Origin of the sequence: Rhodanobacter sp. MP1X3 (assembly GCF_014207165.1) — a bacterium.
GTDB lineage: Bacteria > Pseudomonadota > Gammaproteobacteria > Xanthomonadales > Rhodanobacteraceae > Rhodanobacter.
The window spans coordinates 158,927-184,382 of record NZ_JACHCO010000004.1 but is presented as its reverse complement, the minus strand read 5'-3'; the positions used below and the strand labels follow the sequence as shown (position 1 = coordinate 184,382).

Genomic DNA, 25,456 nt, shown 5'->3' with positions numbered 1-25,456 from the left:
CAAGCCAGCCATGGCGCGGCTTGCGGACCTTGCTGCATCCAAAAGGCGGACACCTTATGCTTACTTCCGCTCTGCTCGCCCTCGAAGACGGCAGCGTGTTTCATGGTCACGCCGTGGGCGCGACTGGCGATACCGTCGGCGAAGTGGTTTTCAATACCGCGATGACCGGCTATCAGGAGATCCTCACCGATCCTTCCTATGCGCGCCAGATCGTCACGCTGACCTATCCGCATATCGGCAACACCGGCGTCAATGCCGAAGACGCTGAATCCGGTGCCATACACGCGGCCGGACTGATCGTTCGCGACGTGCCGCGCCTCGCCAGCAACTGGCGCAGCAGCGAAAGTCTGCCGGATTACCTCAAGCGTCATGGCACGGTGGCGATTGCGGGTATCGACACCCGCCGGCTTACCCGGATCCTGCGCGACAAGGGCGCGCTGGCCGGTTGCATCATGGCGGGCGAGCATGTCGACGTCGAAGTGGCGTTGGCCAAGGCACGTGCGTTTCCGGGTTTGAACGGCATGGATCTGGCCAAGGTCGTCAGCGTCGCCAAGCCGTACGTGTGGAACGAGGGCATCTATGACCTCGATGACACTACTTTCAACCAGCCGGCCAAGCGCTTCAAGGTTGTCGCCTACGATTTTGGCACCAAGCTCAACATCCTGCGCTTGCTGGCCGAACAGGGCTGCGAAGTCACCGTGGTGCCAGCGCAGACGCCGGCCGCTGACGTGTTGGCGATGAAGCCTGATGGCGTGTTTTTGTCCAACGGCCCGGGCGATCCGGCCGCCTGCGATTACGCGATCGCCGCCACGCGAGAATTTCTCGATGCAAAGATCCCGCTGTTCGGTATCTGCCTGGGCCATCAGATCATGGGCTTGGCGGTCGGTGCTTCCACGCTGAAGATGAAGTTTGGGCATCACGGCGCCAATCATCCAGTGAAGGATCACGACAACGGCCGCGTACTGATCACCTCGCAGAACCACGGTTTTGCAGTCGATCCGGCCACGTTGCCGGCCAATGTGCGGGTCACACACACGTCGCTGTTCGACGGTTCGCTGCAGGGTTTCGCGCTGACCGATCGCCCGGCGTTCTGCTTCCAGGGACATCCGGAGGCGAGCCCCGGTCCGCTCGATATCGGATATCTGTTCAACCGTTTTGCCCGGCTCATGTCAGACAAGACCATGCAGGAGGCCCGCTGAGATGGCCAAGCGTACCGATATAAAAAGCATCCTCATCATCGGCGCCGGCCCGATCGTGATCGGCCAGGCCTGCGAATTCGACTACTCCGGTGCCCAGGCCTGCAAGGCGCTGAAGGAAGAGGGTTATCGGGTGATCCTGGTGAACTCCAATCCCGCCACGATCATGACCGACCCGGAAACCGCCGACGCGGTCTACATCGAGCCGATCAACTGGCAGACGGTGGAGCGCATCATCGCCAAGGAGCGACCTGATGCGGTGCTGCCGACGATGGGCGGCCAGACCGGCCTGAACTGCGCGCTGGATCTGGCCGATAACGGTGTACTGGAAAAGTACAACGTCGAATTGATCGGCGCGTCGCGCGAAGCGATCCGCATGGCCGAAGACCGTGAGCTGTTCCGCGTCGCCATGGCCGAGATCGGGCTGGATTGTCCCAAGGCCGAGGTTGTTCGTACCTTCGAGCAGGCGCTGTTGACGCAGGCCAAGGTCGGCTATCCGACGATCATCCGGCCGAGCTTCACGCTGGGTGGTTCGGGTGGCGGCATCGCTTACAACCGCGAGGAGTTCGAGGAGATCGTCAAGCGCGGTCTGGATCTCTCGCCGGTGGGCGAAGTGCTGGTCGAGGAATCCGTGCTCGGCTGGAAGGAATTCGAGATGGAAGTGGTCCGCGACACCGCGGACAACTGCATCATCGTGTGCTCGATCGAAAACCTCGATCCGATGGGCGTGCATACCGGTGACTCGATCACCGTGGCACCGGCACAGACGCTCACCGACAAGGAATACCAGCGTCTGCGTGATGCCTCGATCGCCGTGCTGCGCAAGATCGGTGTGGATACCGGCGGCTCCAACGTGCAGTTCGGCATCAACGCCGAGAACGGTCGCGTCGTGGTGATCGAGATGAATCCGCGCGTTTCGCGTTCGTCGGCGCTGGCATCGAAGGCGACGGGTTTTCCGATCGCCAAGATTGCCGCCAAACTCGCCGTCGGCTACACGCTGGACGAGCTGAAAAACGATATCACTGGTGGCTTGACGCCGGCGTCGTTCGAGCCGTCGATCGATTACGTTGTCACCAAGATCCCGCGGTTCGCCTTCGAAAAATTCCCGTCGGCCGATGCGCGCCTCACTACCCAGATGAAGTCGGTGGGTGAGGTGATGGCGATTGGCCGCACGTTCCATGAATCGCTGCAGAAAGCGCTGCGTGGCCTGGAGATCGGCAAGACCGGTCTCAATCCAACCGGACTGGATATCAGCACCGACGATGGTCTCGTCGTGCTCAAGCGCGAGCTGCGTGAGCCGCGGCCTGATCGCGTATTCCATCTGGCCGACGCCTTCCGCGCTGGACTCTCGCTGGAGGAGGTACACAACCTCAGCCGCGTCGACCCATGGTTCCTCGCCGCGTTCGAGGACATCGTGCTGACCGAGACGGAGGTTACCGAGCAGGGGCTGACCGCGATCGACGAACCGCGCATGCGCGAGCTGAAACGTCTCGGATTCTCCGACGCACGCGTGGCGGAGTTGCTTGATACCGACGAGGCTGCCGTACGCCACCTACGCCATACGCTGGGTGTGCGCCCGGTCTACAAGCGGGTCGACTCATGCGGTGCCGAATTCGCCACCAGCACAGCCTACATGTATTCGACCTACGAGGAAGAATGCGAGGCGGCGCCGACGAATCGCGACAAGATCATCGTGCTCGGTGGTGGCCCGAATCGCATTGGCCAGGGCATCGAGTTCGATTATTGCTGCGTGCACGCATCGCTGGCGCTGCGCGAGGATGGCTACGAGACCATCATGGTCAACTGCAATCCTGAAACCGTCTCGACCGACTACGACACCTCCGATCGCTTGTACTTCGAGCCGCTGACGCTCGAGGACGTGCTGGAAATCGTGCACATCGAAAAGCCCAAGGGCGTGATCGTGCAGTACGGTGGCCAGACGCCGCTCAAGCTCGCTCGTGCGCTCGAGGCAGCCGGTGTGCCGATTATCGGTACCAGCCCGGACAGCATCGATCTGGCCGAGGACCGCGAACGCTTCCAGCAGATGATTACGAAGATCGGCCTGAAGCAGCCGCCTAACCGCACCGCGCGCAACGCCGACGAGGCGCTGGCGCTGGCCCGCGAGATCGGCTACCCATTGGTCGTGCGCCCGAGCTATGTGCTCGGTGGCCGTGCGATGGAAGTGGTGCACGATGATGTCGACCTGTCGCGCTACATCCGCGATGCCGTGAAGGTATCCAATGATTCGCCAGTGTTGCTCGACCGCTTCCTCGATCACGCGGTCGAAGTGGACGTGGATGTGATTGCCGATGCCGAAGGTAACGTGCTGATCGGCGGCATCATGGAGCACATCGAGGAAGCCGGCGTGCACTCCGGCGATTCGTCCTGCTCGTTGCCGCCGTATTCGCTGACGGCACCGATCCAGGACGAGATGCGTCGCCAGGTCACCATGATGGCGCGCGAACTCAAGGTCATCGGCCTGATGAATACCCAGTTCGCGATTCAGGGCGAGACGGTCTTTATTCTGGAAGTGAATCCGCGTGCGTCGCGCACGGTGCCGTTCGTCTCCAAGGCGATCGGCGTGCCGTTGGCCAAGATCGCCGCACGGGTCATGGCGGGCCGCACGCTGGCCAGCCTGGGCGCGACGAAGGAAGTCATCCCCGAGTACTACTCGGTGAAAGAAGCGATCTTCCCGTTCCTGAAGTTCCAGAACGTCGATCCTATCCTCGGCCCCGAGATGCGTTCGACCGGCGAAGTGATGGGTGTGGGCCGCAGCTTTGGCGCGGCGTTCGCGCGCGGTCACGAAGCAGCCGGCATCAAGCCACCGAAGGTGGGTAAGGTATTTCTCTCGGTTCGCGACAGCGACAAGGAGCGCCTGCTGCACGTTGCCAAGGAGGTCGTTGCGCGCGGCTTCAATCTGGTGGCGACCTCGGGTACAGCCAGCTATCTGGCCGAGCATGGCGTCATCTGCGAGCGTATCAACAAGGTGCTCGAAGGCCGTCCGCATATCGTCGACTTGATCAAGAACGGCGAGATTGTCTATATCGTCAACACCACCGAGGGCAAGCAGGCGATTGCCGATTCGTTCTCGATCCGGCGCGAGGCCTTGCAGCACCGCGTCACGTATTCCACCACCGTGGCAGGCGCGCGTGCGCTCGTCCATTCGCTGGATTTCCGCAGCGATGGCGATGTGCATAGCCTGCAGGAACTGCACAAGGAGTTGAGCGCATGAGTCGTCCCCCGATTACCAAGGCGGGCGCAGAGCGCCTGCGTGGCGAGCTCGAAAAGCTGAAATTCGTCGATCGGCCGCGCATCATCGCAGCCATTGCCGAAGCGCGGGCGCACGGTGATCTCAAGGAAAATGCCGAATACCACGCCGCGCGCGAGCAGCAGAGTTTTGCCGAAGGGCGCATCGGTCAGCTGGAGTCACTGCTCTCGAACGCTGAGGTTATCGACGTCACCCAGCTCAATCCGGGCAACCGCGTTGTGTTCGGCGCGATCGTCGATCTGGAGGACGAAGACTCCGGTACGGCAGTGACCTATCAGATCGTTGGCGATCTGGAAGCGGACATCAAGCTGCACATGATCGCGGTCTCTTCGCCGATTGCCCGAGCGCTGATCGGCAAGAGTGCAGGCGACAGCTTCGAGTTCACTGCACCCAATGGGGTTAAACATTACGAGATCACGGGTGTCCGCTATACCTGAAGACGCGTGTGAAATTTTCGGACGTAGTGCGTGAGCGGCCTGGTAACCAGCTGGCGGCGCGCTGGCCTCTGTCGATGAGCATCTGACAATGGATCGCAATATGCCACAGCAGAAGATCCTCTTCCTCAGCGTTTCGGCCGGTGCAGGTCACATGCGCGCGGCCGAAGCGTTGCGTCTCACCGCAGCAGCCAGTTTACCGAACGTCGAGACCTTGCATCTGGATGCCATGGACTACGTCCCGTCCGCATTCCGCAAGCTCTACACCGATTTCTATATCACACTGGTAAACAGCTACCCCACTCTGTGGGGCATGCTGTACCAGCGCAGTTCCGAGGCCGATCCAGATGGCCCGATGCAGAAGTTGCGGCGCGCCGTCGAACGGCTGGGTACGGGCGATCTGCGTAAGGCGATCGATGCGTTTGCGCCCGACGCTATTGTCTGCACCCACTTTCTGCCCGCCGAGATGCTGATGCATGAGATCCGGCGTGAGCGGATGACGGTGCCGGTGTGGGTCCAGGTCACCGACTTCGATCTTCATGGCATGTGGGTGATTCCACACATGACGGGCTTCTTCGCCGCCAGCGATGAGATTGCCTTCCGCATGCGGGCGAACCGTATCGAGGCGCAGCGCGTCCATACCACCGGTATCCCGGTCATGCCTGAGTTCACCCAGCCACAGGATCGCCAAGCCTGCGCCGAACGCTTCGGCCTCGACCCGGCACGGCCTACCATCATGCTGATGGGGGGCGGCGCTGGGGTTGGCAAGCTCGACGAGGTGGCAGCCAGATTGATGCAGTTGGAACATGACTTCCAGCTGATCGTGCTGGCTGGGCGCAACGAAGCCGCATTGGCCCGGCTGAAGATTCAGGCAGTGGAACAGCCGGGGCGATTGTTTCCGTTCGGCTTCACCAACGAGGTAGCGCTCCTGATGGCCTGCTCTGATCTGGTGATCACCAAGCCTGGTGGCCTGACCACATCCGAGTGTCTTGCGATGGGTGTGCCGATGGTGGTGTATGCGCCGATCCCCGGTCAGGAAGAGCGCAACGCGGACTACGTGTTGGAGCAAGGCGCAGCACTGAAAGCGGTGGATCTGATCTCGCTCGAGTATCGCGTGCGTCAATTGCTGGCCGAGCCGGAGCGTTTGACGCGGATGCGTGAATGCGCTCGCCGCCTGGGGCAGCCGCAGGCGGCGCGGCGCGTGCTCGATATCGTTCAGGCCCAGCTTGATTGCCGGCAGTCAGAAACCATACCGGTGGATCATTGAGCGTGCGTCGATGGGATCAACGATTTCTGGGGGCTGACCGAAGAGTTCCAGTCTCGATGCATCCACTGGTAGTGGTGTTGACGCTCGGCTGGACCGTGCTGCTGGCCTTTTTCTTCGCCCACGTGGAAATCCAGATCGAGGGAGCCGCCGGTTGGGCCGCGAATCTGCCGACCTGGCGCATACAGCATCATTGGCTGCTCGATATTTTCTGGGGTGGCCGGCCGATGACTGGCTATCACGCGTGGCTGTTTCCGTGCATGGGACTGTTCTTCCATTTTCCGCTGGTTTTCACCGGGAACTGGAGTTGGCGTGGTGAGGCGCGCGTGTTCGCCTGCATCATGCTGTTCTGGATCACCGAGGATTTCCTGTGGTTCGTGTTGAACCCCGCGTATGGTCTGGCGCATTTCGCGCCACGTTACATCCCCTGGCATATTCACTGGTGGGGTCCGGCACCCAGTGATTACTGGGTTTCATTGTCCGTGGCCGCGTTGCTGCTCTGGTTGTCGTGCCGCCGTCCGGCAACATCACGTCGCTGAGCGCTTGCAGTACTTTCCCTTGCAGTATTTTCCATAGTTCGGGTTGAACGCAGGGCACAAAAAAGGCCGCTTGCGCGGCCTTTTCATGACTTCGTTGCAACCAGACCTGGTTAGGCTTAGCGCTGACGAGCCTTGAAACGGGGATTGCTCTTGCAGATCACGAACACCTTGCCGCGACGACGCACAACCTTGCAGTCACGGTGCCGCGCCTTGGCGGACTTCAAAGAGTTAAGCACCTTCACGGCCAGCTCCTGACACTATTCAAAAGTTAAGTCAGCAAGTGTAGCGGCCTGAGAGGCTTATCACAAGCCTCGCACGGCGGCTGTTTCAGCGACGGTCGACATGAATTGGCGAAGGGCAGGGGAATCGTCATCGATGCGGCAGGCCACGGCCAGCAGCAGGTAGGCGTCGGAATCTTCCAGGGCGACATAACTGACGCCAGCCAGACGCACGGCGCGCATGCTGGCCGGTACGAGTGCGTGACCGAGTCCTGCTGCCACTAGCGCCAGTAAACCGTTGATCTGTTGTGCCTGCTGGATGATCAGCGGTTCAAATCCTGCCTTGGTAGCCAATTTCACCAAGCTGTCGTAAAGCGTCGCTGCCAGTTCACGCGGCTGCGAAATAAAAGCGTCGCCAGCGACTTCGATTAACCGCAGACTTTTGCGGCCCGCCAAGGGGTGACCGATAGGTACAGCAAGCAGCAGGGGCTCACGATCGATGACCCGAAGCCGCAAACCGCGCGCATCCTGAGCATGCAGCGGCTCATCGCGAACGAAACCGACATCGATCTGACCCGCCAACAGCGCGGCAAATTGCGGTTCGGTATACATCTCGCTCAGGTGCAAACGGACGTTCGGTGCGATCTGGCCATAGCGCAGCAGCGTCTGCGGCAAGGCAGGATGGAACGACACCGAAACCGTATACGCCAGACGCAGCTGCCCGCTGTAACCCGCGGCGGCAGCGACCACGTGGCTGCGAGCTTCGTCAGCCTTGGCGAGAATCTGTCGTGCCTGTTCCAGAAAAATCTTGCCTGGCTCGGTCAGCGCCACGTTGCGCTTGTTGCGTTCGAGCAGGCGCACGCCTAGATCCTGCTCCAGTGATTGGATCTGCTGAGAGAGCGGCGGTTGGGAGAGATGCAGGCGTATGGCCGCGCGAGTAAAGCTGAGCTCCTCGGCGACCGCAATGAAATAGCGCAGCTGACGGAAATCAAACATATAGCGATATCGAATAAATGATGCGCTAAATATATATTGGATGCTTTAACACGTCGATCAGATAATCCCGCTCGTCCTGTCGCTTCCCCTCCCCCTAGCGGCAGTGGCCCTCGCCCCGCGGCAACGCTAAATACGACATCTGGTCATCTCCCCCTGACCCATGTTGATGCGTTGCAATCGCGGGGCGTTCTTTTTTGGTTTGCGGATAGTTTCCGGTTCCCGCACTCCGTTCGCAGGGCCATGTTGAGCGCTGCGGCCAAAGCTAAAGCCTGCTGGCCAGCTCGATACCTTGCGCAATAGCCCGTTTCGCATCGAGTTCGGCGGCGACGTCGGCACCGCCGATGACATGAACCTTGATGCCGGCCGCGATCAGATCATCAGCCAGTCGTCGATTGGGCTCCTGACCGGCGCAGATCACCACGTTATCGACTGGAAGCACTTGAGGTGCGCCATCAACGGTGATGTGCAAGCCATGTTCGTCGAAGCGCTCATAACTCACGCCACCCAGCATTTCGACCCGTTTGGCCTTGAGCGTGGCGCGATGCACCCAACCGCTGGTTTTGTTCAGTCGTCCACCCGGGCGACCCTCGCTGCGTTGCAGTAGCCAGATCTGTCGAGCGGGCGATTCCGGCTGCGGTTTCTGCAGGCCTCCGCGAGACGCCAGCTGCATATCCACCCCCCATTCATGGGTCCAGCGGGCAACGTCCGTGGTGGGTGAGGGTGCGTTTTCGACCAGAAACTCGGCCACATCAAAACCGATACCGCCAGCGCCGATGATGGCGACTTTCGAACCAACCGGCACATGGCGAGCCAGAACATCCAGGTAGCTGAAGACACGGGCATCATCGCTGCCGGGAAAACTTATGGTCCTAGGGGTGATGCCAGTGGCAATCACTACCTCGTCATAACCGCCAGCAATCAGCGATACCGCATCGGCGGTCTGCCCGAGTTGCACATCAACGCCGTTGTCGCTGAGCTGATGACCAAAGTAGCGCAGTGTTTCGTAAAACTCTTCCTTGCCGGGTATCTGCTTGGCGTAATTGAACTGGCCGCCGATCTCCTGCGCCTTGTCGATCAGCGTCACTGCATGGCCGCGCTCGCCAAGTGTGCTGGCGCAAGCGAGGCCAGCGGGGCCTGCGCCGACCACGGCGATGCGTTTGCGTTTCGAGGTCGGTGAGATAACGAGTTCGGTTTCATGGCAGGCGCGTGGATTGACCAAACAGCTGGCGTGCTTGTTCTGAAACACGTGATCAAGGCAGGCCTGATTGCAGGCGATGCAGGTATTGATGCGATCGCCGCGTCCGGCTTTGGCCTTGCTTGCCCATTCCGGGTCGGCCAGCAGCGGCCGCGCCATCGACACCATGTCGGCGGCACCGTCGGCAAGAATGTCTTCAGCCACGTCCGGCATATTGATGCGGTTGGTGGTGATCAGCGGAATGGCCACCTCACCCTTGAGCTTTTTGGTGACCCAGGCAAAGCCGCCGCGCGGCACGCTGGTAACGATGGTGGGTACGCGCGCTTCGTGCCAGCCGATGCCGGTATTGATGATGCTGGCACCGGCCGCTTCGATAGCCTTGGCCAGCGTGACGATCTCGTCCCAGTCCTGACCGCCCTCGACCAGATCGAGCATCGACAGGCGATAGATGATGATGAAATTCTTGCCCACGGCTTCGCGCGTGCGGCGAACGATTTCAATCGGCAGACGCATGCGGCTCGCAGCGTCGCCGCCCCAGACGTCGCTACGATGATTGGTGCGCGCGGCAATGAACTGGTTGATCAGATAGCCTTCCGAACCCATCACCTCGATGCCGTCGTAGCCAGCGTCTTGCGCCAGCTTCGCGCAGCGCACGAAATCCTTGATGGTTTGCTCTACACCTCGCGATGACAGCGCGCTCGGAGTGAAAGGCGTGATCGGTGACTTGATCTTCGAGGGTGCCACCGAGAGTGGGTGATAGCCATAGCGGCCGGCATGCAATATCTGCATGCAGATAAGTCCGCCTTCGGCGTGTACAGCATTGGTCAATTTGCGATGGCGCGGCTTGTGCCATGGCATCGACAGGCGACCGCCGAACGGCTTCAGCCAGCCGCGAATGCTCGGCGCAATGCCACCGGTCACCATCAGGCCCACGCCGCCGCGGGCGCGTTCGGCGAAATAGACAGCGAGCTTGTCGTAGTCGCTGGCCTTGTCTTCCAGGCCCGTATGCATGGAGCCCATCAGGATGCGATTGGGCAGGGTGACATGACCCAGATTCAGCGGAGCGAACAGGTGCGGATAGTTCATGCGATCAAGGCCGGTTCAAACAATCGTATGAATGTGCCGGTGTTTGAGGGCGGAAAGCAAGCTCTGCGTTTGGGGCGTAGCTGTTTCAGGCCAGCAATTGATGCACCAGCGCGATATAGCGACGCATCGCGTCTTCCTCGGGTACGCCATGCAGCTTGGCCCACGCCTCGTGTTTGGCTGTGCCAATGAAATCGAAAAAACCTGGCTGCGCTCCACTGAGATCGCCCTTCGAACCTTGCTTGTAGAGCGCATACAGCTTCAGCAAGGTGTCGTTGTCGGGGCGCTTGCCGAATCGCTGAATATCCTCAGCAGCCTGTTCGAACTCGCGGCGAAGATCGGTCATAGATCGGTCATGAAAAGAGGCGGAAAAGCTTGCGAACCAAGCGTGCATGTTTGATAACACGCGACTCAGTCGGGGTCAACGAGACGGTGCACGCGTTAAACTTCAGCCTTTCTTCTGAATCAGGAATCTCCATGAGCCATGCCTTGCCCGCGCCCGTTCTCACTATCGATGGGCCATCGGGATCAGGCAAGGGCACAATCAGCGCGCTGGTCGCCCAACATCTGGGCTGGCGTTTGCTCGATTCCGGGGCGCTTTATCGCGCGGTGGGGTATGCCGCCGGCATGGAGGGGCTGGACCTGTCGGATGTGGACGCAGTAACCCGTTGCGCCCAAACCACGCGCATCAAGTTCAGCGCGTCGCCTGATGGTGGGGAGACTCGGGTTATCGTCAACAGTCATGACGCCACGGACGAGCTGCGCACCGAGACTGCCGGTGCCGCGGCTTCGGCGATCGCTTCAGTGCCATCGGTGCGTGAAGCCTTGGTGGCGTTGCAACTGGGCTTTCGTCGGCCACCGGGGCTGGTGGCTGACGGGCGCGACATGGGTACCGTGATCTTCCCGGATGCGGCGTTCAAGGTATTCCTCACCGCGAGCGCCTCCGAACGAGCGAAAAGACGCTATAAGCAGTTGAAGGAAAAGGGACTTAGCGTTACACTAGGCAGCCTTCAGCGCGAAATTGAGGCGCGTGACAGCCGCGACGCATCGCGTGCGGTCGCGCCGCTCAAACCTGCCGAAGATGCCTTGCTGATCGACACCACTGGCATGGGCATTGAGGACGTCGTCGCGAAAGTACTCGCCGTAGTGCAGCTGTAAACAGCGGCATTGCGGTTTCTCGTCCCTGGCAAAGCTTCTCGCTTGAGAGAAGTTAGGCAGGGATTTTGGCCAACGGTGACAAGGGTTGTTGTTCCTGCGGGAACCACCCGAACTTGCCCTCAACCGGTGGACCGGCCGGTACGTGTGCAACCTTAAGTAAAGCGCAGCGAGCCGCGGTCTTTTCCCACTATGGAATCAACATGACTGAAAGTTTTGCCGAACTGTTTGAACAGAGCCAGCAGGCCATCTCCAAGCTGAAGCCTGGCGCCATCGTCACCGGTATCGTTGTGGAAATCCGCAATGACGTCGTCGTGATCAACGCCGGCCTGAAGAGCGAAGGCATTGTCCCCATCGAGCAGTTCCGCGATGAGCAGGGCGTCCTTGAGGTGCAGGTAGGCGACGAGGTGAAGGTTGCCCTCGAAGCTTTGGAAGACGGTTTCGGCGAAACCAAGCTATCGCGCGAGAAAGCCAAGCGCTCGATGGTGTGGGACGATCTCGAGCATGCGTTCGACAAGGAAGAGACCATCGTTGGTCTCATCTCCGGCAAGGTCAAGGGCGGCTTCACGGTCGACATCAAGGACGTCCGCGCATTCCTGCCGGGCTCGCTGGTCGATGTGCGCCCGGTCCGTGACCCGGTTTTCCTCGAGGGCAAGGAACTCGAGTTCAAGATCATCAAGCTCGACCGCAAGCGCAACAACGTGGTGGTCAGCCGTCGTGCCGTCGTCGAGACCGAGTTCTCCGCCGAGCGCGAGCAGCTGCTTGAGCGCCTGACCGAAGGCGCCGTGGTCAAGGGCACCGTCAAGAACCTCACCGACTACGGCGCGTTCGTGGATCTGGGCGGTATCGACGGCCTGCTGCATATCACCGACATGGCGTGGAAGCGCGTTCGTCATCCGTCTGAAGTGGTCAACGTCGGCGACGAGCTGGACGTGCGCGTGCTGAAGTACGACAAGGAGCGCAACCGCGTTTCGCTGGGCCTGAAGCAGCTGGGCGACGATCCGTGGGTTGCCATTGCCCGTCGTTACCCGGTCGGCAGCCGCCTGTTCGGCAAGGTTTCCAACGTCACCGATTACGGCTGCTTCGTCGAGATCGAGCCAGGCGTGGAAGGTCTGGTGCACGTTTCCGAGATGGATTGGACCAACAAGAACGTCAACCCGGCCAAGGTGGTTCAGGTCGGTGACGAAACCGAAGTCACCGTGCTGGACGTGGACGAGGAGCGTCGCCGCATCTCGCTGGGTATCAAGCAGACCCGCTCGAACCCGTGGGAAGCCTTCGCCGCCATGCACAAGAAGGGCGACAAGGTGTCCGGCCAGATCAAGTCGATCACCGACTTTGGCGTATTCATCGGCCTGGATGGCGGCATCGACGGTCTGGTGCATCTGTCCGATATCTCCTGGCAGGTGACCGGCGAAGAGCTGGTGCGCAACTTCAAGAAGGGCGACGAGATCGAGGCCGTGGTGCTGGCTGTTGATCCGGAGCGTGAGCGCATCTCGCTTGGCATCAAGCAGATGGAGCAGGATCCGTTTGGCCAGTTCATGGCAGCGAATCCGCGTGGCGCGATCGTCAACGGTATCGTCAAGGAAGTTGATGCCAAGGGTGCATTGATCGATCTGGGCGAGGGCGTCGAGGGTTACCTGCGCGCCAACGATATCGCCAAGGAGCGCATCGAGGATGCCACCGAGCATTTGAAGGTAGGCGACAAGGTCGAAGCCAAGTTCACCGGCATGGATCGCAAGGGTCGCCAGCTGGCGCTCTCGATCCGCGCGAAGGACGAGGAAGATGTACCCGAGGCGCCGGTGGCTGACTATGCCTCTGCCTCCACTGGTACGACCAAGCTCGGCGCTCTGTTGAAGGAACAGTTCGACAAGGCCGATTGATCGTCTCTTGCGATAGCATGATGCGGGGCGGCACTTCGCCGCCCCGTTGTTTAACGTCACGGACATTGGGGTCCCATGACCAAATCCGAATTGATCGAGGCGCTGGCAAGGCGTCAGACCCATCTTGCGTTTGCTGACGTCGAATTGGCCGTCAAAAGCGTAATCGAACAGATGAGCCATGCATTGGCTCACGGCGAACGTATTGAAGTGCGTGGCTTTGGAAGCTTCGCGCTGCACTATCGGCCGCCGCGCATGGGGCGCAATCCCAAGTCAGGCGATGCTGTGGCATTGCCGGGCAAGCACGTGCCACATTTCAAGCCGGGCAAAGAGCTGCGCGAGCGCGTGAATCTACATCTCGAGCAGACCGGCACCTAAAGGATTCATCCAGGTTTATCAGGGCAGGCGACTTGGGTCGGTCCTGCCTTTTTTATGCGTGAAGCCTTGATTCACGGGATTCGAGCCTGTTGAAGGTCTGAATCATCACCACTGTAGGTGAAGGCAATACCTGTGCCTGTCGCGGTCAATCGGGTAAAGTCCGGTCATGCGTTTACTCGTCCTGTTTATTCTTGTCATCTTCGTGGCTGCGGGCATCGTGGTCGGCGCGCTCAATGCCGATTTGGTCAGTTACGACCTTGCATTTGCCAGGGTCCAGCTCCCCAAAGGCGCCGCATTGCTCTGCGTGCTGGTTATCGGTTGGCTGCTCGGCGGACTGACGGCGTGGCTTGGCGTGAGTTCTCGCCAGCGCCGTGAGCGTCGACAGCAATTGCGCGACAGCGAAAAGAAGTCGCCGGCCACTGCATGAACTATCCGTACGTGCTGGTTCTGCTGGTGCCGGTAGCTTTCATTCTCGGCTGGTTGGCCTCCCGTCGGATGGGCGCAAAGCGATCAGGTGCGGAAGTCAGCGAGCTCTCGTCGGATTACTTCCGCGGTTTGAACTACCTGCTCAATGAAGAGCAGGACAAGGCGATCGAGGTTTTCCTCAAGTTAGCCGAATACAACCGCGACACGGTGGAAACCCACCTGGCGCTGGGCAATCTTTTTCGCCGTCGCGGTGAAGTGGATCGGGCGATTCGCCTGCATCAGCATCTGGTGTCGCGTCCGGGTCTGTCCGATGCCATGAAAACGGTCGCGTTGCTGGAACTGGGCGAGGATTACATGCGCGCCGGCCTGCTTGATCGCGCCGAAGCACTGTTCTCCGATCTGGTGGCGATGGACGCGCATGCGCCATCGGCATTGCGGCATTTAATTGCGATCTACCAACACGAACGGGACTGGCACAAGGCCATTGAGCACACGCGCCGTCTGGAGGTGATGACGGGCGAGGACGAAGCGTCGATGAAGGCTCAGTTCTTTTGTGAGCTGGCTGATCGTGCCCGACAGCATGGTGCCCGTGGCGAGGCGCGTGACTATTTGCGCCAGGCTTTTGAGTGTCAGCCCGACTGCGTCCGCGCCTTTATGCTGACTGGCCGCCTGCAGTCGGAGGACGACCGTCACGCCGATGCAGTGGCTGCCTACGAGGCTGCGGTCAACGCGGATATAGCGTTTACACCGGAAATTCTGCCGCCGCTGCTCAATAGCTACGCCCGTTCGCAGCAGATGGATCGCGCCGAATCTTTTCTGCGCGAGATGCTGAGCCGTTATCACGGTATTTCCCCCGTGCTGGCCTTGGCACATATTTATCGTCAGCGCGACGGTGAGCGCGCAGCGATCGATTTTCTGACCTCGCAGTTGCGTCAGCGCCCCTCGGTACGCGGTCTGATGGCGCTGATCGACGCGACGATGGACAAGATTGAAGGCGAGGCGCGTGAAAATTTCCTGATCCTGCGCGATCTCACCAAAAAGCTGTTGGAAGGCCAGGCGATGTATCGCTGCAGCCGCTGCGGCTTCGGGGCCAAGGCGCATCACTGGCAGTGCCCGAGCTGCAAGAGTTGGGGCACGATCCGTCCGATCCACGGCGTTGCCAGCGAGTGACATGAGGATCCCGCTCGCCATCGGATGGCTACTTGCCGCTTTCGTCATCACGTTGCTTCTAGTGCGCGGCGCTATCGTTTACGCGCATCGACGCGGCATGCTCGATCAGCCCGGACAGCGTCGCTCGCACCGTGTTCCCACGCCTCGTGGTGGTGGTATTGGCGTGGTTATCGCAGTGCTGATCTGCATTCCCGGTGCCTTGCTCAGCCTTTCGGTGGCATGGCCTGCCAGTGTCGTGATCAGTCTCGCCATGGCCTTTGCCCTGGTGGCATTTGTCGGTTGGTGGGACGATCACCGCCCGCTGCCGGTGCTGCCCCGGTTTGGTGCGCAGCTGCTGGCGGTTCTGATGTTTTCCGGGGTGTTGTTGGCCACGGGGCTGTCGTGGTGGTGGTTGCCGCTGTTACTCGGGGCTGGTGCCTGGAGCATCAATCTGCACAACTTCATGGATGGCATCGATGGGCTGCTGGCGCAGCAGACCATCTTCGTTGCTGCCGGGTTGGCTTGGATGAGTTGGTCTTTGGCGCAGCCGGCGCTGGCATGCGCCACTGCCGCGTTGGCCGCATCTGCTTTTGGGTTCTGGTTGTACAACCGGCCGCCGGCACGAATCTTCATGGGTGATGTTGGCAGCGGCAGCATCGGCCTGCTTATTTTTGCCTTCAGTGCGATGTTATGGAGGCTGGATCACGCCATGCTGTGGCCGCTCTTGATACTCTCGTCCGCGTTTTTGCTTGATGCCACGTTGACATTAGTGATGCGAATGTTCAGGGGCAGGCGCTGGTATAGCCCGCATCGAGAACATCTGTACCAGTGGATGACCCGGCATGGGGGCGGCACGCATGGCCAGACAGATGCTCGCTACCTGGGCTGGAATCTGTTGCTGGCTGGACCGTTCACCTGGTTGGCGTTCAGTCATCTGAATATTGCTTTGCCGATTACCATTGCGTTCTATCTATGTGCGGCGGCTTTGTGGCTGACGCTCAAACGTCGCTACTTGCGGCGCAATCTTCCAAAGGAACGCCATGTCGCTGCGTAAACTCGTTGGCTTCATCCATCCGCGTGTCGCGGTCGTGGCTCACGACCTGGCGATGACGGCGCTGGCGTGGTGGATTGCCAAGATGCTGCGTTACGCCTTCAATCCGGCCGAGATCATCAGCTTCCAGCTGCTTGAGTTTCCGATCGTGCTGCTGGTGCAGGGCCTGATCCTGCGCTGGACCGGTCTTTACAAAAGCGTGTGGCGTTTCGCGAGTCTCCCGGACTTGTGGAACATTGCGCGCGCCGTGGTGATCGGAGTATTGGGGATCGGCCTGTCGTTATTCCTGTATGACCGTCTTGAAGGTGTGCCTCGTACCACGTTCCTGCTGTACCCGCTGGTGTTGGGTGCCCTGCTTGGCTTGCCACGACTGGCCTATCGTTTCTGGAAAGACAGCCGTCGCGAACTGCTGCAAAATCACGAAGTGAAGCGAGTCATGATTGTGGGCGCGGACCGCGCAGGCGAGGTACTTTCGCGCGATCTTCGTCGCGACAGCCGTTATGCCGTGGTCGGCTTTGTCGACGACAAGCCCAGCCTGCGTGGCGCCAGCATCAATGGTCATCCCGTGCTGGGTCGTTTTGACGAACTGCCGGAAGTGGCGCGCGAGGCCGCAGTGCAGATGCTGTTGATCGCGCTCCCTGGAGCGTCGACCAACGAAATGCGTCGGATCGTGGCGCTCTGCGATGACACCGGTCTGCCGTATCGGACGATTCCGCGGCTCGAAGACGTTGTCGCCGGGCGCGCGCAGTTCAATCAGATCAAGGAAGTGGCGATCGAGGATCTGCTCGGCCGTGACGCGGTAGAACTGGATTGGACGGCTATTCGCGAAACGCTCACCGCGCGCCGCGTGCTGGTGACCGGCGGCGGCGGATCGATCGGCTCGGAGTTGTGCCGACAGATCGCCCGGCTCGGTGCGCAGTCGCTGATTGTCGTCGAGCAGAGCGAATACAACCTTTATCGTATATCCCAGGAGTTGCGCGCGAATTTTCCCGAGTTGATCTTCGAAGGCATTCTGGCCAACTGCGGCGATTATGCGGCCATGCAGAAGGCCTTTGCGGAAACCAAGCCGCAGGTGATTTTCCATGCCGCCGCCTACAAGCATGTACCGATGTTGCAGGCGCAGTTGCGCTCGGCATTCCGTAACAACGTGTTGGGCACGCGCACCGTGGCCGACCTGGCCCGTGAGACTGGCGTTGAGTGCTTTGTGCTGATCTCCACCGACAAGGCGGTGAACCCGACCAGCGTCATGGGCGCCTGCAAACGTGTCGCCGAAATCTATTGCCAGAACCTCAACGCGCATGCCGATACGCGTTTCATGACGGTTCGTTTTGGCAATGTGCTGGATTCGGCCGGTTCCGTCGTTCCGCTATTCCGGCAGCAGATTCTGGACGGCGGTCCGATCACGGTGACCCACCCGGAAATATCGCGCTACTTCATGACGATTCCCGAAGCCTGTCAACTGATTTTGCAGGCGGCCAGCATTGGCAAGGGCGGAGAGATTTTTGCGCTCGATATGGGTGAGCCGGTAAAGATCCGCGATCTGGCCGAGCAGATGATTCGTCTTGCCGGCAAGAAGCCGGGTACCGAGATTCCGATCGTCTATACGGGTCTTCGCGCCGGTGAGAAGCTGTTCGAGGAATTGTTCCACCCGCTGGAAAACTACAGCGCGACGGAGCATGCAAAAATCTTCCTCGCGCAGCATCGCGAAGTATCGTGGGATCTGCTGCAGGCGTTGCTGAACAAGGCGACCGAAGCCGCCGATATTTTCGATGAAGAAGAACTTCGGCGCTGCGTGTCGAGTTTATTGCCCTCGTTCCGCTGGACCGAGGTCGCGCAGCCCGACAACGTGGTTTCGATACGCCGCATCAATCCGGAGAAAAGTGAGTGAGCAAACCTCTGCGCAAGGTCGTCTTTCCCGTAGCCGGACTCGGTACGCGTTTTCTTCCAGCCACCAAGGTCGTGGCCAAGGAAATGCTGCCAGTGCTGGACAAACCGCTGATTCAGTATGCGGTCGACGAGGCCGTCGATGCTGGCGCCGATACGTTGATCTTTGTCACGAACCGCTACAAGCACGCTATCGCTGACTATTTCGACAAAGCCTACGAGCTTGAAGCGAAGCTCGAAGAAAAGGGTAAGGACGAGTTGTTGGCGCTGGTACAGGGCACGCTGCCCCCGCACGTGCGGGCTATCTTTGTTACCCAGCCCGAAGCATTTGGTCTCGGCCACGCGGTGCTTTGCGCCAAGCCCGTTGTCGGCAATGAGCCATTTGGTGTCGTGCTGCCCGACGATCTGATCTGGAACGGCAAGATAGGTACCGGCAAGGGCGCCCTGCGGCAGATGGCCGAATTGGCCAATGCGCAGGACGCCGGCGTGATCGCCGTCGAAGAGGTGCCGCACAACGACACCGACAAGTACGGCATCGTTGATGCCACGGCGATCGACGATCGCAGCGCGCAAATCCGTCATATGGTGGAGAAGCCGAAGCCGGCCGACGCGCCGTCCAATCTGGCGGTTGTGGGACGCTATGTACTGCCGGGTCGCATCTTCGAGTTGCTGGAACAGACAACGCCGGGCGCCGGTGGCGAGATCCAGCTTACCGACGCGATCGAAGCGTTGCTGAAAGAGCAGGGCAAGGTTCTGGCCTATCGCTTCGAAGGCATACGATTCGATTGCGGCAACAAGGCCGGCCTGGTGCGCGCCACCATGCATATGGCGATGCAGGATCCGACGTTGGCTTCCGTGGTGCGCGAGTTCGTTGGTAAGCTTTAACTTCACCTGCGATCCGTGCAAATGGATAGATAGCGCTGCATCCGCTGCCAAAATAAACAACGGGCCGACATTCTCAGAATCTCGGCCCGTTGCTTTTGAGTAAGTGGGACGAGACCCGCGCTGGCTGTTACAGCCGTCCGCCGCATGTCAGAATCAGCGCCGCATCCTGCCATTTTCAACGCGCAGAGTGCATGGGGACATTAGGAAGAATCGCCGTCATTGTGCCTTGCTCAAGGCTGCGGTGATGGCGGTTGGAAGATATCGTCGTTGCTATCAACGGATGAAGGAAAGGGGACGTCATGGATCTGCTGCGGTTTCTGCTTATGTTGCCGGTGCGCCTTGTGCGCGGGTTGTTCCGCGGGCTGGGCTGGATTCTGCGGCCGGTTCTCGGCAATGTGTCATGGTCGGCACCGACCTGGGCGCCGGCTACGGGCGCGGCGATCAAGCGCAAGCCAAGGCAATTTGCCGGCGGATTTCTCGCTACCGTGCTGTTGATCATCGCTGCCTGGTTCGGCTGGCAGTGGTACCAGCATCGCCCCAAGCCGATTGAGCCGGAGCGCATTACTTTCCAGGCGAAAGTGCCGGTGCTAACGGACTATGTAACGCAGCCAGACGGCACACCCAAGATCACCATTCATCCCCTCGACGTCGCTTTCTCAGCCTCGGCCGCACCGATCGAGCTGGTGGGCAAACCGGTCAGCAAGGGCATTACCATGCATCCGGCGCTCAAAGGCGCATGGAGCTGGACCGACGACCACACGTTGCGTTTTGTTCCCGCTGAGGACTGGCCGGTTGGCGCGCATATCGAGGTGCGTTTCGACACGGCGGATGCATTCGCGCCGCATGTGCTGATGGCGGACGACCATCTCGCTGTTGATCTGCCGGCGTTCACGGCAAAATTTGGTAATGGTGAGTTCTATCAGGACCCGCAGGATCCGACGGCGAAGACCACCATCGTTCCGGTCAATTTCAACTACCCGGTGGACACCGCGCAGTTTGAAAAGCGCATTGCCATCGCGTTGGCCGACAAAGACGGCAAGCCGGGTACGCCGCTTAAATTCACGGTCACCTATGATGCTTTCAAGCTCAATGCGTGGGTGCATTCGCAGCCGCTGGATCTGCCACGCGACGATGGTGCAGTACTGCTGAAACTGGACAGCGGCGTGCGCAGCTCGCGCGGCGGTGACGGCACGCCAGACTCGCTGCAATCGCGCATTCGCGTGCCGGGCCTGTATAGCTTGTCGCTGCAGGACATCAGTCCGACCCTGGTCGACAACGACAAGTACGAACCCGAACAGGTGCTGGTGATCAATGCCAGTGGCAAGGTACGCGGCAGCGATCTTTCCGGTTTGACCAAAGCCTGGGTCCTGCCGCGCAAAAAGGATGGTATGGACCAGGCAGACGACGATGCGCCTTATGGCTGGGACGTGTCGGAAGTGAGTGAGGCTGTCCTGCGGAAATCACAGCCGCTGCCGATCGAGTTGGTACCGACCGAAGACGATTTCGCGACACTCCAGAGCTTCAAGTACCACGCGGAACCCGGTCAGCGGATCTACGTGCATGTCGGTACAGGGTTGAAATCTTTCGGTGGCTATGTGTTGGGCAAACCGACGGCACAAACGTTTACCGTGCCGGATTATCCCAAGCTGCTGCGCTTCATGGCCGATGGCTCGCTGCTCTCGCTGAGCGGCAGCAAACGCCTGTCGGTGGTGTCGCGCAATCTGCCCGGCATGCAGCTGGAAATCGGCCGCGTACTACCCGATCAGCTGCAGCATCTGGTCAGCCTCAATCAGGGCACCTATAGCCATCCCGAGCTCATGTACGGTTTCAGCGAAGACCATATCGTCGAGCGCTTCGAGCAAAAGCAGGCGTTTCCGAAGACCGACCCGGGTAAGGCGCATTACGAGGGTGTCGACCTTGGTCAGTATCTGAAAGACGGCAAGCGCGGCGTATTCCTGCTGCACCTGTCTGGCTACGATCCGGTCGCCGAAAAAAAGAAGGCAGATGCTGCCGCCAAGGCAAAAGCGCGTGCGTTGCAAGGGACTGCACAGGCGCCGGGTGACCAGCCGGCGAGCGATGACAGCTCGGCCACTGACGATAGTGCAGACGAGGCCGATAACAGCGGGGCCGATAGTAGCGATCAAGGCGCTGACGATCAGGCTGATGGCGACCAAGCTGATGACGGCAGTGCCGACGACGCGCCAATGCCGACCGATACGCGTCTGATCGTGGTGACCGATCTTGGCATGCTGGTGAAGCGCTCGCTTGATGGCAGCCAGGACGTTTTCGTGCAGTCGATCCATACGGGTCAACCGGTGGGCGAGGCGACGGTGTCCGTGCTCGCCGTCAATGGTCAGACGCTTTATACCCAGGCCAGCAGCGCCGATGGCGTGGTGCATTTTCCGACCTTCAAGGGCCTGGACCGCGAAAAGAAGCCGGTGATGTATGTGGTGAAGAAGGGCGACGATCTGTCCTTTCTGCCGATTGGCGGCGCGGATCGCCAGCTCGACTACTCGCGCTTCGATATCGGCGGTGAGCGCAACGCGTTGAATCAGGGCCAGCTGTCGGGTTACCTGTTTTCCGATCGCGGCATCTATCGTCCGGGCGACCTCTTCCATATCGGCCTGATCGTGCGTGCGGCCAGCTGGACGCGTAGCGTGGCCGGTATTCCGCTGCAGGCGGAAGTCGTCGATCCACGCGGCGTCACGGTCAAGCAAATCCCGCTGACCATGGATGCTTCCGGCTTTGGCGAGCTCGATTACACGCCGGCCGAAACCGCGCCGACCGGCACCTGGACGGTGAACCTGTACATCGTGAAGGATGGCAAGGCCGACGCGCAGATCGGCACGACGACGGTGCAAGTGAAGGAGTTCCTGCCCGATCGCATGAAGGTCAGCGCCAAGCTTTCCGAGCAGGTACCCGAAGGCTGGGTGAAGCCCGATCAGCTCAAGGGCATTGTCGATGTGCAGAACCTGTTCGGTACGCCGGCGGCCGATCGTCGCGTCGAAGCGTCGCTGACCTTGCGTCCCGCGTGGCCCGCGTTCCACAGCTGGCCCGACTACCATTTCTACGACGTGCGCCGGGCCAAGGAGGGCTACGAAGAAGCCCTGCAGGACGGCAAGACCGACGACAAGGGTCATGCCGAATTTGATCTCGATCTGAAGAAATACGCCGACGCCACCTACCAGCTGTATTTCCTCAGCAAGGCGTACGAAGCCGAGGGTGGTCGTAGCGTGGCAGCCGCGGCGCAGACGCTGGTGTCCCGCAACGACTGGCTGGTCGGCTACAAGGCGGTCGATAACCTCGATTACGTCAAACGTGACAGCCCGCGAGTCGTGCATCTGGTTGCGATCAATCCGCAGGCGAAAGCCTTTGCGCTCAGCGATCTAAAAGCACAGCTGATCGAACGGCGTTTTGTCTCCGTACTGACCAAGCAGGATTCGGGCGTCTATAAATACGACTCCAAGCTCAAAGAGATCGCGATCAGTGAGCAGCCGCTGGCGATTCCAGCATCCGGTCTCGATTACGCGTTGCCGACCGACAAGCCCGGTAATTACGCGCTGGTCATCCGTCGCTCGTCCGATCGCACCGAAGTGAATCGCGTCGAATATTCGGTAGCCGGCGATGCCAATATTTCGCGCTCGCTGGATCGCAACGCCGAGCTGCAGTTGAACCTCAGCAAGCAGGACTACGCTCAGGGCGAGCCGGTCGAAATCGCCATTCGTGCGCCGTATGCCGGCAGTGGTCTGATCACCATCGAGCGCGACAAGGTTTACGCACACGCGTGGTTCCATGCCGACACCACCAGCTCGGTGCAGCACATCACCGTGCCCGCGGATTTCGAGGGCAACGGCTACATCAACGTGCAATACATCCGCGATCCGTCCTCGGACGAGGTGTTCATGAGTCCGCTGAGCTACGGTGTGGTGCCGTTCTCGGTCAACCTTGATGCACGGCGTAATCCGATCACGGTCGATTCTCCCGCGCTGATCAAACCCGGCCAGACGCTGACCCTGAAACTGCATTCGACTCAGCCGACGAAGGCGGTGGTGTTTGCGGTGGACGAGGGCATCCTGCAGGTCGCGCGCTACAAGCTCGGTGATCCGCTGAAATTCTTCTTCCGCAAACGCATGCTGGAAGTCGGCACCTCGCAGATCCTCGACTTGATCCTGCCGGACTTCGAGAAGCTGATGGCAATGGCGGCACCGGGTGGCGATGCCGACGGCGCGATCGGCCGCCAGCTGAACCCGTTCAAGCGCAAGCGCGACAAGCCGGTGGTGTACTGGTCCGGCATCGTCGATGTTGATGGCGAAAAGGATTTCAGCTACACCGTGCCGGATTACTTCAACGGCAAGCTGCGTGTGATGGCGGTATCCGTCTCGCCGGACCGCATCGGCACCTTCGAGGGGTCGACCACCGTGCGCGACGACTTCGTGCTGTCGCCGAACGTGCCCACTACGCTGGCACCCGGCGATGAGGCCGAGGTCAGTGTCGGCGTGGCGAACAACCTGACTGGCCTCAACGGCAAGCAGGTTCCCGTGGTCGTCACGTTGAAGACTGGCCCGCAACTGCAGGTCATCGGCAACACCACGCAGAGCCTGGCACTGGGTGAGATGCGCGAAGGTGTGGTGATCTTCCACGTCAAGGCAACCAGCGCGCTGGGCTCGGGCAATCTGGCCTTTACCGCCGGCTATGGCGACAAGTCGGCCAGGCAAAGTGTCGATCTTTCGGTGCGGCCAGCGTCGGCTTATCGCACCCGGGTAGACGTCGGCCGCGTCGATGCTCACAGCAAGGTCGAGGTGCCGGATCTGCGCAAGTTGTATGACGCCTACGCTTCACGCGATGCCGCGATATCCACTTTGCCTGTGGTGCTGGCCGAGGGCCTGACCAGCTATCTGGTGAACTACCAGAACTACTGCAGCGAGCAGCTGGTGAGTGCGGCCATGCCGCAGCTGGTGCTGGCAAAGTGGCCGGTGGTTCCCGTGTTCACTCATGCCCTGCAGCCGGCTTTCAGTGAAAAGAAAATCAGCAATGACGAGGCACTGGCGCATTTCCTCGACGTGCTGCATTCGCGCCAGAACGGGCAGGGTGGTTTCGGCGTGTGGTCTGCCACCCCGGATTCCGAACCGTTCGTGTCGGCCTATGCGATGCACTTTTTGCTGGAAGCGCGAGATCGCGGCGTTGCCGTGCCGGGTGACATGCTCGATGCGGGCAACAAGTATCTGCATCAGCTGGCGGCGGACGAGAGCCTCGATTCGCTCGATGCCTTGCGCCAGCGCGCATACGCCGTATACCTGCTGACGCGCCAGGGCAATGTCACCACCAACGATCTGGCCGCCGTGCAGAAACGGCTGCAGGAAGCATTCCCCAACGACTGGAAGAGTGATCTGGCTGCGGCATGGCTGGCGGCGTCCTATGAAATGCTCAAACAGGACAAGGAGGCCAACCAGCTGATTGCCGGACCGCAGAAGGCGCTGGAACGCAAACTGTCCAACGATGCCTACGTGTATCAGTACTACTACGATCCGCTGACTCGCGATGCCAGCGTGCTCTATCTGCTGTCGAAGTATTTCCCCGATCGGGCCAAGGCACTGTCACCGCAGGTGATGGAGAACATCACCTGGCCGCTGGCGCAGAATCGCTTCAATACCCTGTCAGCGTCCATGACCATTCTGGCTCTGGATGCCTATGCGGCACAGACGGCCGGCGAGCTGGACAAGCTGGCTATCGACGAGGTGCATGGCGACGGTACGGTCAAGTCGATTGCCGCCATCCAGGGCAACCTGCTGCAGGCCGGAAGCTGGAGCGCCGCCACGGCGAAGCTGCGATTCTCCAACGGTAGCAGCCTGCCTGCATGGCACGTGGCCAGCCAGGGCGGTTACGACAGCGACGCGTCTGCCAAAGCGATCAAGGACGGCATAGAAATCGTGCGTGACTACACCGACACCAAGGGCAAGTCGCTTGATCAGATCAGTGTTGGCGAGGAGATCGATGTACATATCAAGATCCGCGCCACGGGCAGCGATGGGGTCGGCAATGTCGCGATCGTCGACCTGTTGCCAGGCGGCTTCGAGCCGGTGATCGAGCCACCGCCACCGGTCACCGATCAGCAGCAAGCCGATACAGACAGCCAGGCGGATCAGGGTGGCGACAGTGAGGTGAAGCCGCAGGCCTTCCGCTCGCCGGTCGGTCTGTCTACTTCGACCTGGCAGCCTGACTATGCGGATATCCGCGAGGACCGGGTGGTGATCTACGGCACGGCCACGCCGGACGTGCGCGAGTTCGTCTATCGCATCAAGGCCAGCAACGCCGGCAAGTTCATCGTGCCTCCGGTGTACGGCGAGTCGATGTACGACCGCAGCGTGCAGGCGCGCTCGCCCGGCGGCAGCGTACTGACGGTGGTGAGCAAGCCATGATCAGCAGACCATGATCATGGCCGCCCCCTTTTCATTCGGGAA

18 protein-coding genes are annotated in these 25,456 nt (G+C 60.4%); 14 read left to right on the top strand and 4 right to left on the bottom strand.

Translation table 11 applies throughout. From position 1 onward, the window contains the following. Positions 1-56 precede the first annotated feature (56 nt). From carA to HDE79_RS12270, 5 genes are all read left to right on the top strand, one after another. A complete protein-coding gene (gene carA, locus HDE79_RS12290; protein WP_184602270.1) occupies positions 57-1,199 on the top strand; it encodes a glutamine-hydrolyzing carbamoyl-phosphate synthase small subunit in 1,143 nt (380 codons plus the stop codon). 1 nt (position 1,200) lies between these two features. Beyond that, positions 1,201-4,428 carry a carbamoyl-phosphate synthase large subunit gene (carB, locus tag HDE79_RS12285; RefSeq protein WP_184602269.1) on the top strand — a complete coding sequence of 1,076 codons (3,228 nt, stop codon included), beginning with the start codon at positions 1,201-1,203 and terminating at the stop codon, positions 4,426-4,428. After that, positions 4,425-4,901 (top strand): transcription elongation factor GreA, encoded by a 477-nt coding sequence (greA, locus tag HDE79_RS12280; RefSeq protein WP_184602268.1) that lies wholly within the window; start codon positions 4,425-4,427, stop codon positions 4,899-4,901. Before carB ends, greA begins: the two co-directional genes overlap by 4 nt. Positions 4,902-5,052: 151 nt before the next feature. Then, positions 5,053-6,165: a glycosyltransferase gene (locus tag HDE79_RS12275; RefSeq protein ID WP_255488399.1), complete on the top strand. Its 1,113-nt coding sequence runs from the start codon at positions 5,053-5,055 to the stop codon at positions 6,163-6,165. Positions 6,166-6,221: 56 nt separating this feature from the next. Next, on the top strand, positions 6,222-6,701 hold the full coding sequence (locus HDE79_RS12270) for a hypothetical protein (protein ID WP_184602266.1): 480 nt from the start codon (positions 6,222-6,224) through the stop codon (positions 6,699-6,701). Positions 6,702-6,817: 116 nt separating this feature from the next. On the opposite strand, the gene ykgO is transcribed toward HDE79_RS12270, so the two are convergent. The 4 genes from ykgO to HDE79_RS12250 all read right to left on the bottom strand — a co-directional run bounded on the left by ykgO (position 6,818) and on the right by HDE79_RS12250 (position 10,539). After that, positions 6,818-6,943 (bottom strand): type B 50S ribosomal protein L36, encoded by a 126-nt coding sequence (gene ykgO / locus HDE79_RS12265; RefSeq protein ID WP_007508267.1) that lies wholly within the window; start codon positions 6,941-6,943, stop codon positions 6,818-6,820. 60 nt (positions 6,944-7,003) lie between these two features. Beyond that, positions 7,004-7,915: a LysR substrate-binding domain-containing protein gene (locus HDE79_RS12260; RefSeq protein WP_184602265.1), complete on the bottom strand. Its 912-nt coding sequence runs from the start codon at positions 7,913-7,915 to the stop codon at positions 7,004-7,006. 262 nt (positions 7,916-8,177) lie between these two features. Continuing rightward, positions 8,178-10,196, bottom strand: a complete 2,019-nt coding sequence (locus HDE79_RS12255; protein WP_184602264.1) for an NADPH-dependent 2,4-dienoyl-CoA reductase — start codon at positions 10,194-10,196, stop codon at positions 8,178-8,180. Positions 10,197-10,281: 85 nt separating this feature from the next. Continuing rightward, positions 10,282-10,539: an acyl-CoA-binding protein gene (locus HDE79_RS12250; protein WP_184602263.1), complete on the bottom strand. Its 258-nt coding sequence runs from the start codon at positions 10,537-10,539 to the stop codon at positions 10,282-10,284. A 131-nt stretch (positions 10,540-10,670) separates the two neighbouring features. Between HDE79_RS12250 and cmk the strand changes: the two genes are divergently transcribed. From cmk to HDE79_RS12205, 9 genes are all read left to right on the top strand, one after another. Next, positions 10,671-11,351 carry a (d)CMP kinase gene (gene cmk, locus HDE79_RS12245; protein ID WP_184602262.1) on the top strand — a complete coding sequence of 227 codons (681 nt, stop codon included), beginning with the start codon at positions 10,671-10,673 and terminating at the stop codon, positions 11,349-11,351. Positions 11,352-11,551: 200 nt separating this feature from the next. Further along, entirely contained in the window at positions 11,552-13,228 is a 1,677-nt protein-coding gene (gene rpsA / locus HDE79_RS12240) for a 30S ribosomal protein S1 (protein ID WP_184602261.1), read from the top strand. 75 nt (positions 13,229-13,303) lie between these two features. Continuing rightward, complete coding sequence (locus HDE79_RS12235; RefSeq protein WP_184602260.1) at positions 13,304-13,603, top strand: integration host factor subunit beta; 300 nt, start codon at positions 13,304-13,306, stop codon at positions 13,601-13,603. Between the two features lie 166 nt (positions 13,604-13,769). After that, the gene (locus tag HDE79_RS12230; RefSeq protein WP_184602259.1) at positions 13,770-14,030 is read left to right on the top strand and encodes a lipopolysaccharide assembly protein LapA domain-containing protein; all 261 of its coding nucleotides are present in this window, start codon (positions 13,770-13,772) and stop codon (positions 14,028-14,030) included. Beyond that, a complete protein-coding gene (gene lapB, locus HDE79_RS12225; protein WP_184602258.1) occupies positions 14,027-15,199 on the top strand; it encodes a lipopolysaccharide assembly protein LapB in 1,173 nt (390 codons plus the stop codon). Before HDE79_RS12230 ends, lapB begins: the two co-directional genes overlap by 4 nt. Before the next feature lie 7 nt (positions 15,200-15,206). Continuing rightward, complete coding sequence (locus HDE79_RS12220) at positions 15,207-16,232, top strand: glycosyltransferase family 4 protein (RefSeq protein ID WP_184602542.1); 1,026 nt, start codon at positions 15,207-15,209, stop codon at positions 16,230-16,232. After that, on the top strand, positions 16,219-18,117 hold the full coding sequence (locus tag HDE79_RS12215; RefSeq protein WP_184602257.1) for a nucleoside-diphosphate sugar epimerase/dehydratase: 1,899 nt from the start codon (positions 16,219-16,221) through the stop codon (positions 18,115-18,117). The genes HDE79_RS12220 and HDE79_RS12215 overlap by 14 nt, the downstream gene beginning before the upstream one ends. After that, entirely contained in the window at positions 18,114-18,998 is an 885-nt protein-coding gene (gene galU, locus HDE79_RS12210) for a UTP--glucose-1-phosphate uridylyltransferase GalU (protein WP_184602256.1), read from the top strand. The genes HDE79_RS12215 and galU overlap by 4 nt, the downstream gene beginning before the upstream one ends. A gap of 299 nt (positions 18,999-19,297) precedes the next feature. Next, a complete protein-coding gene (locus HDE79_RS12205) occupies positions 19,298-25,414 on the top strand; it encodes an MG2 domain-containing protein (protein WP_184602255.1) in 6,117 nt (2,038 codons plus the stop codon). Positions 25,415-25,456 lie beyond the last annotated feature (42 nt).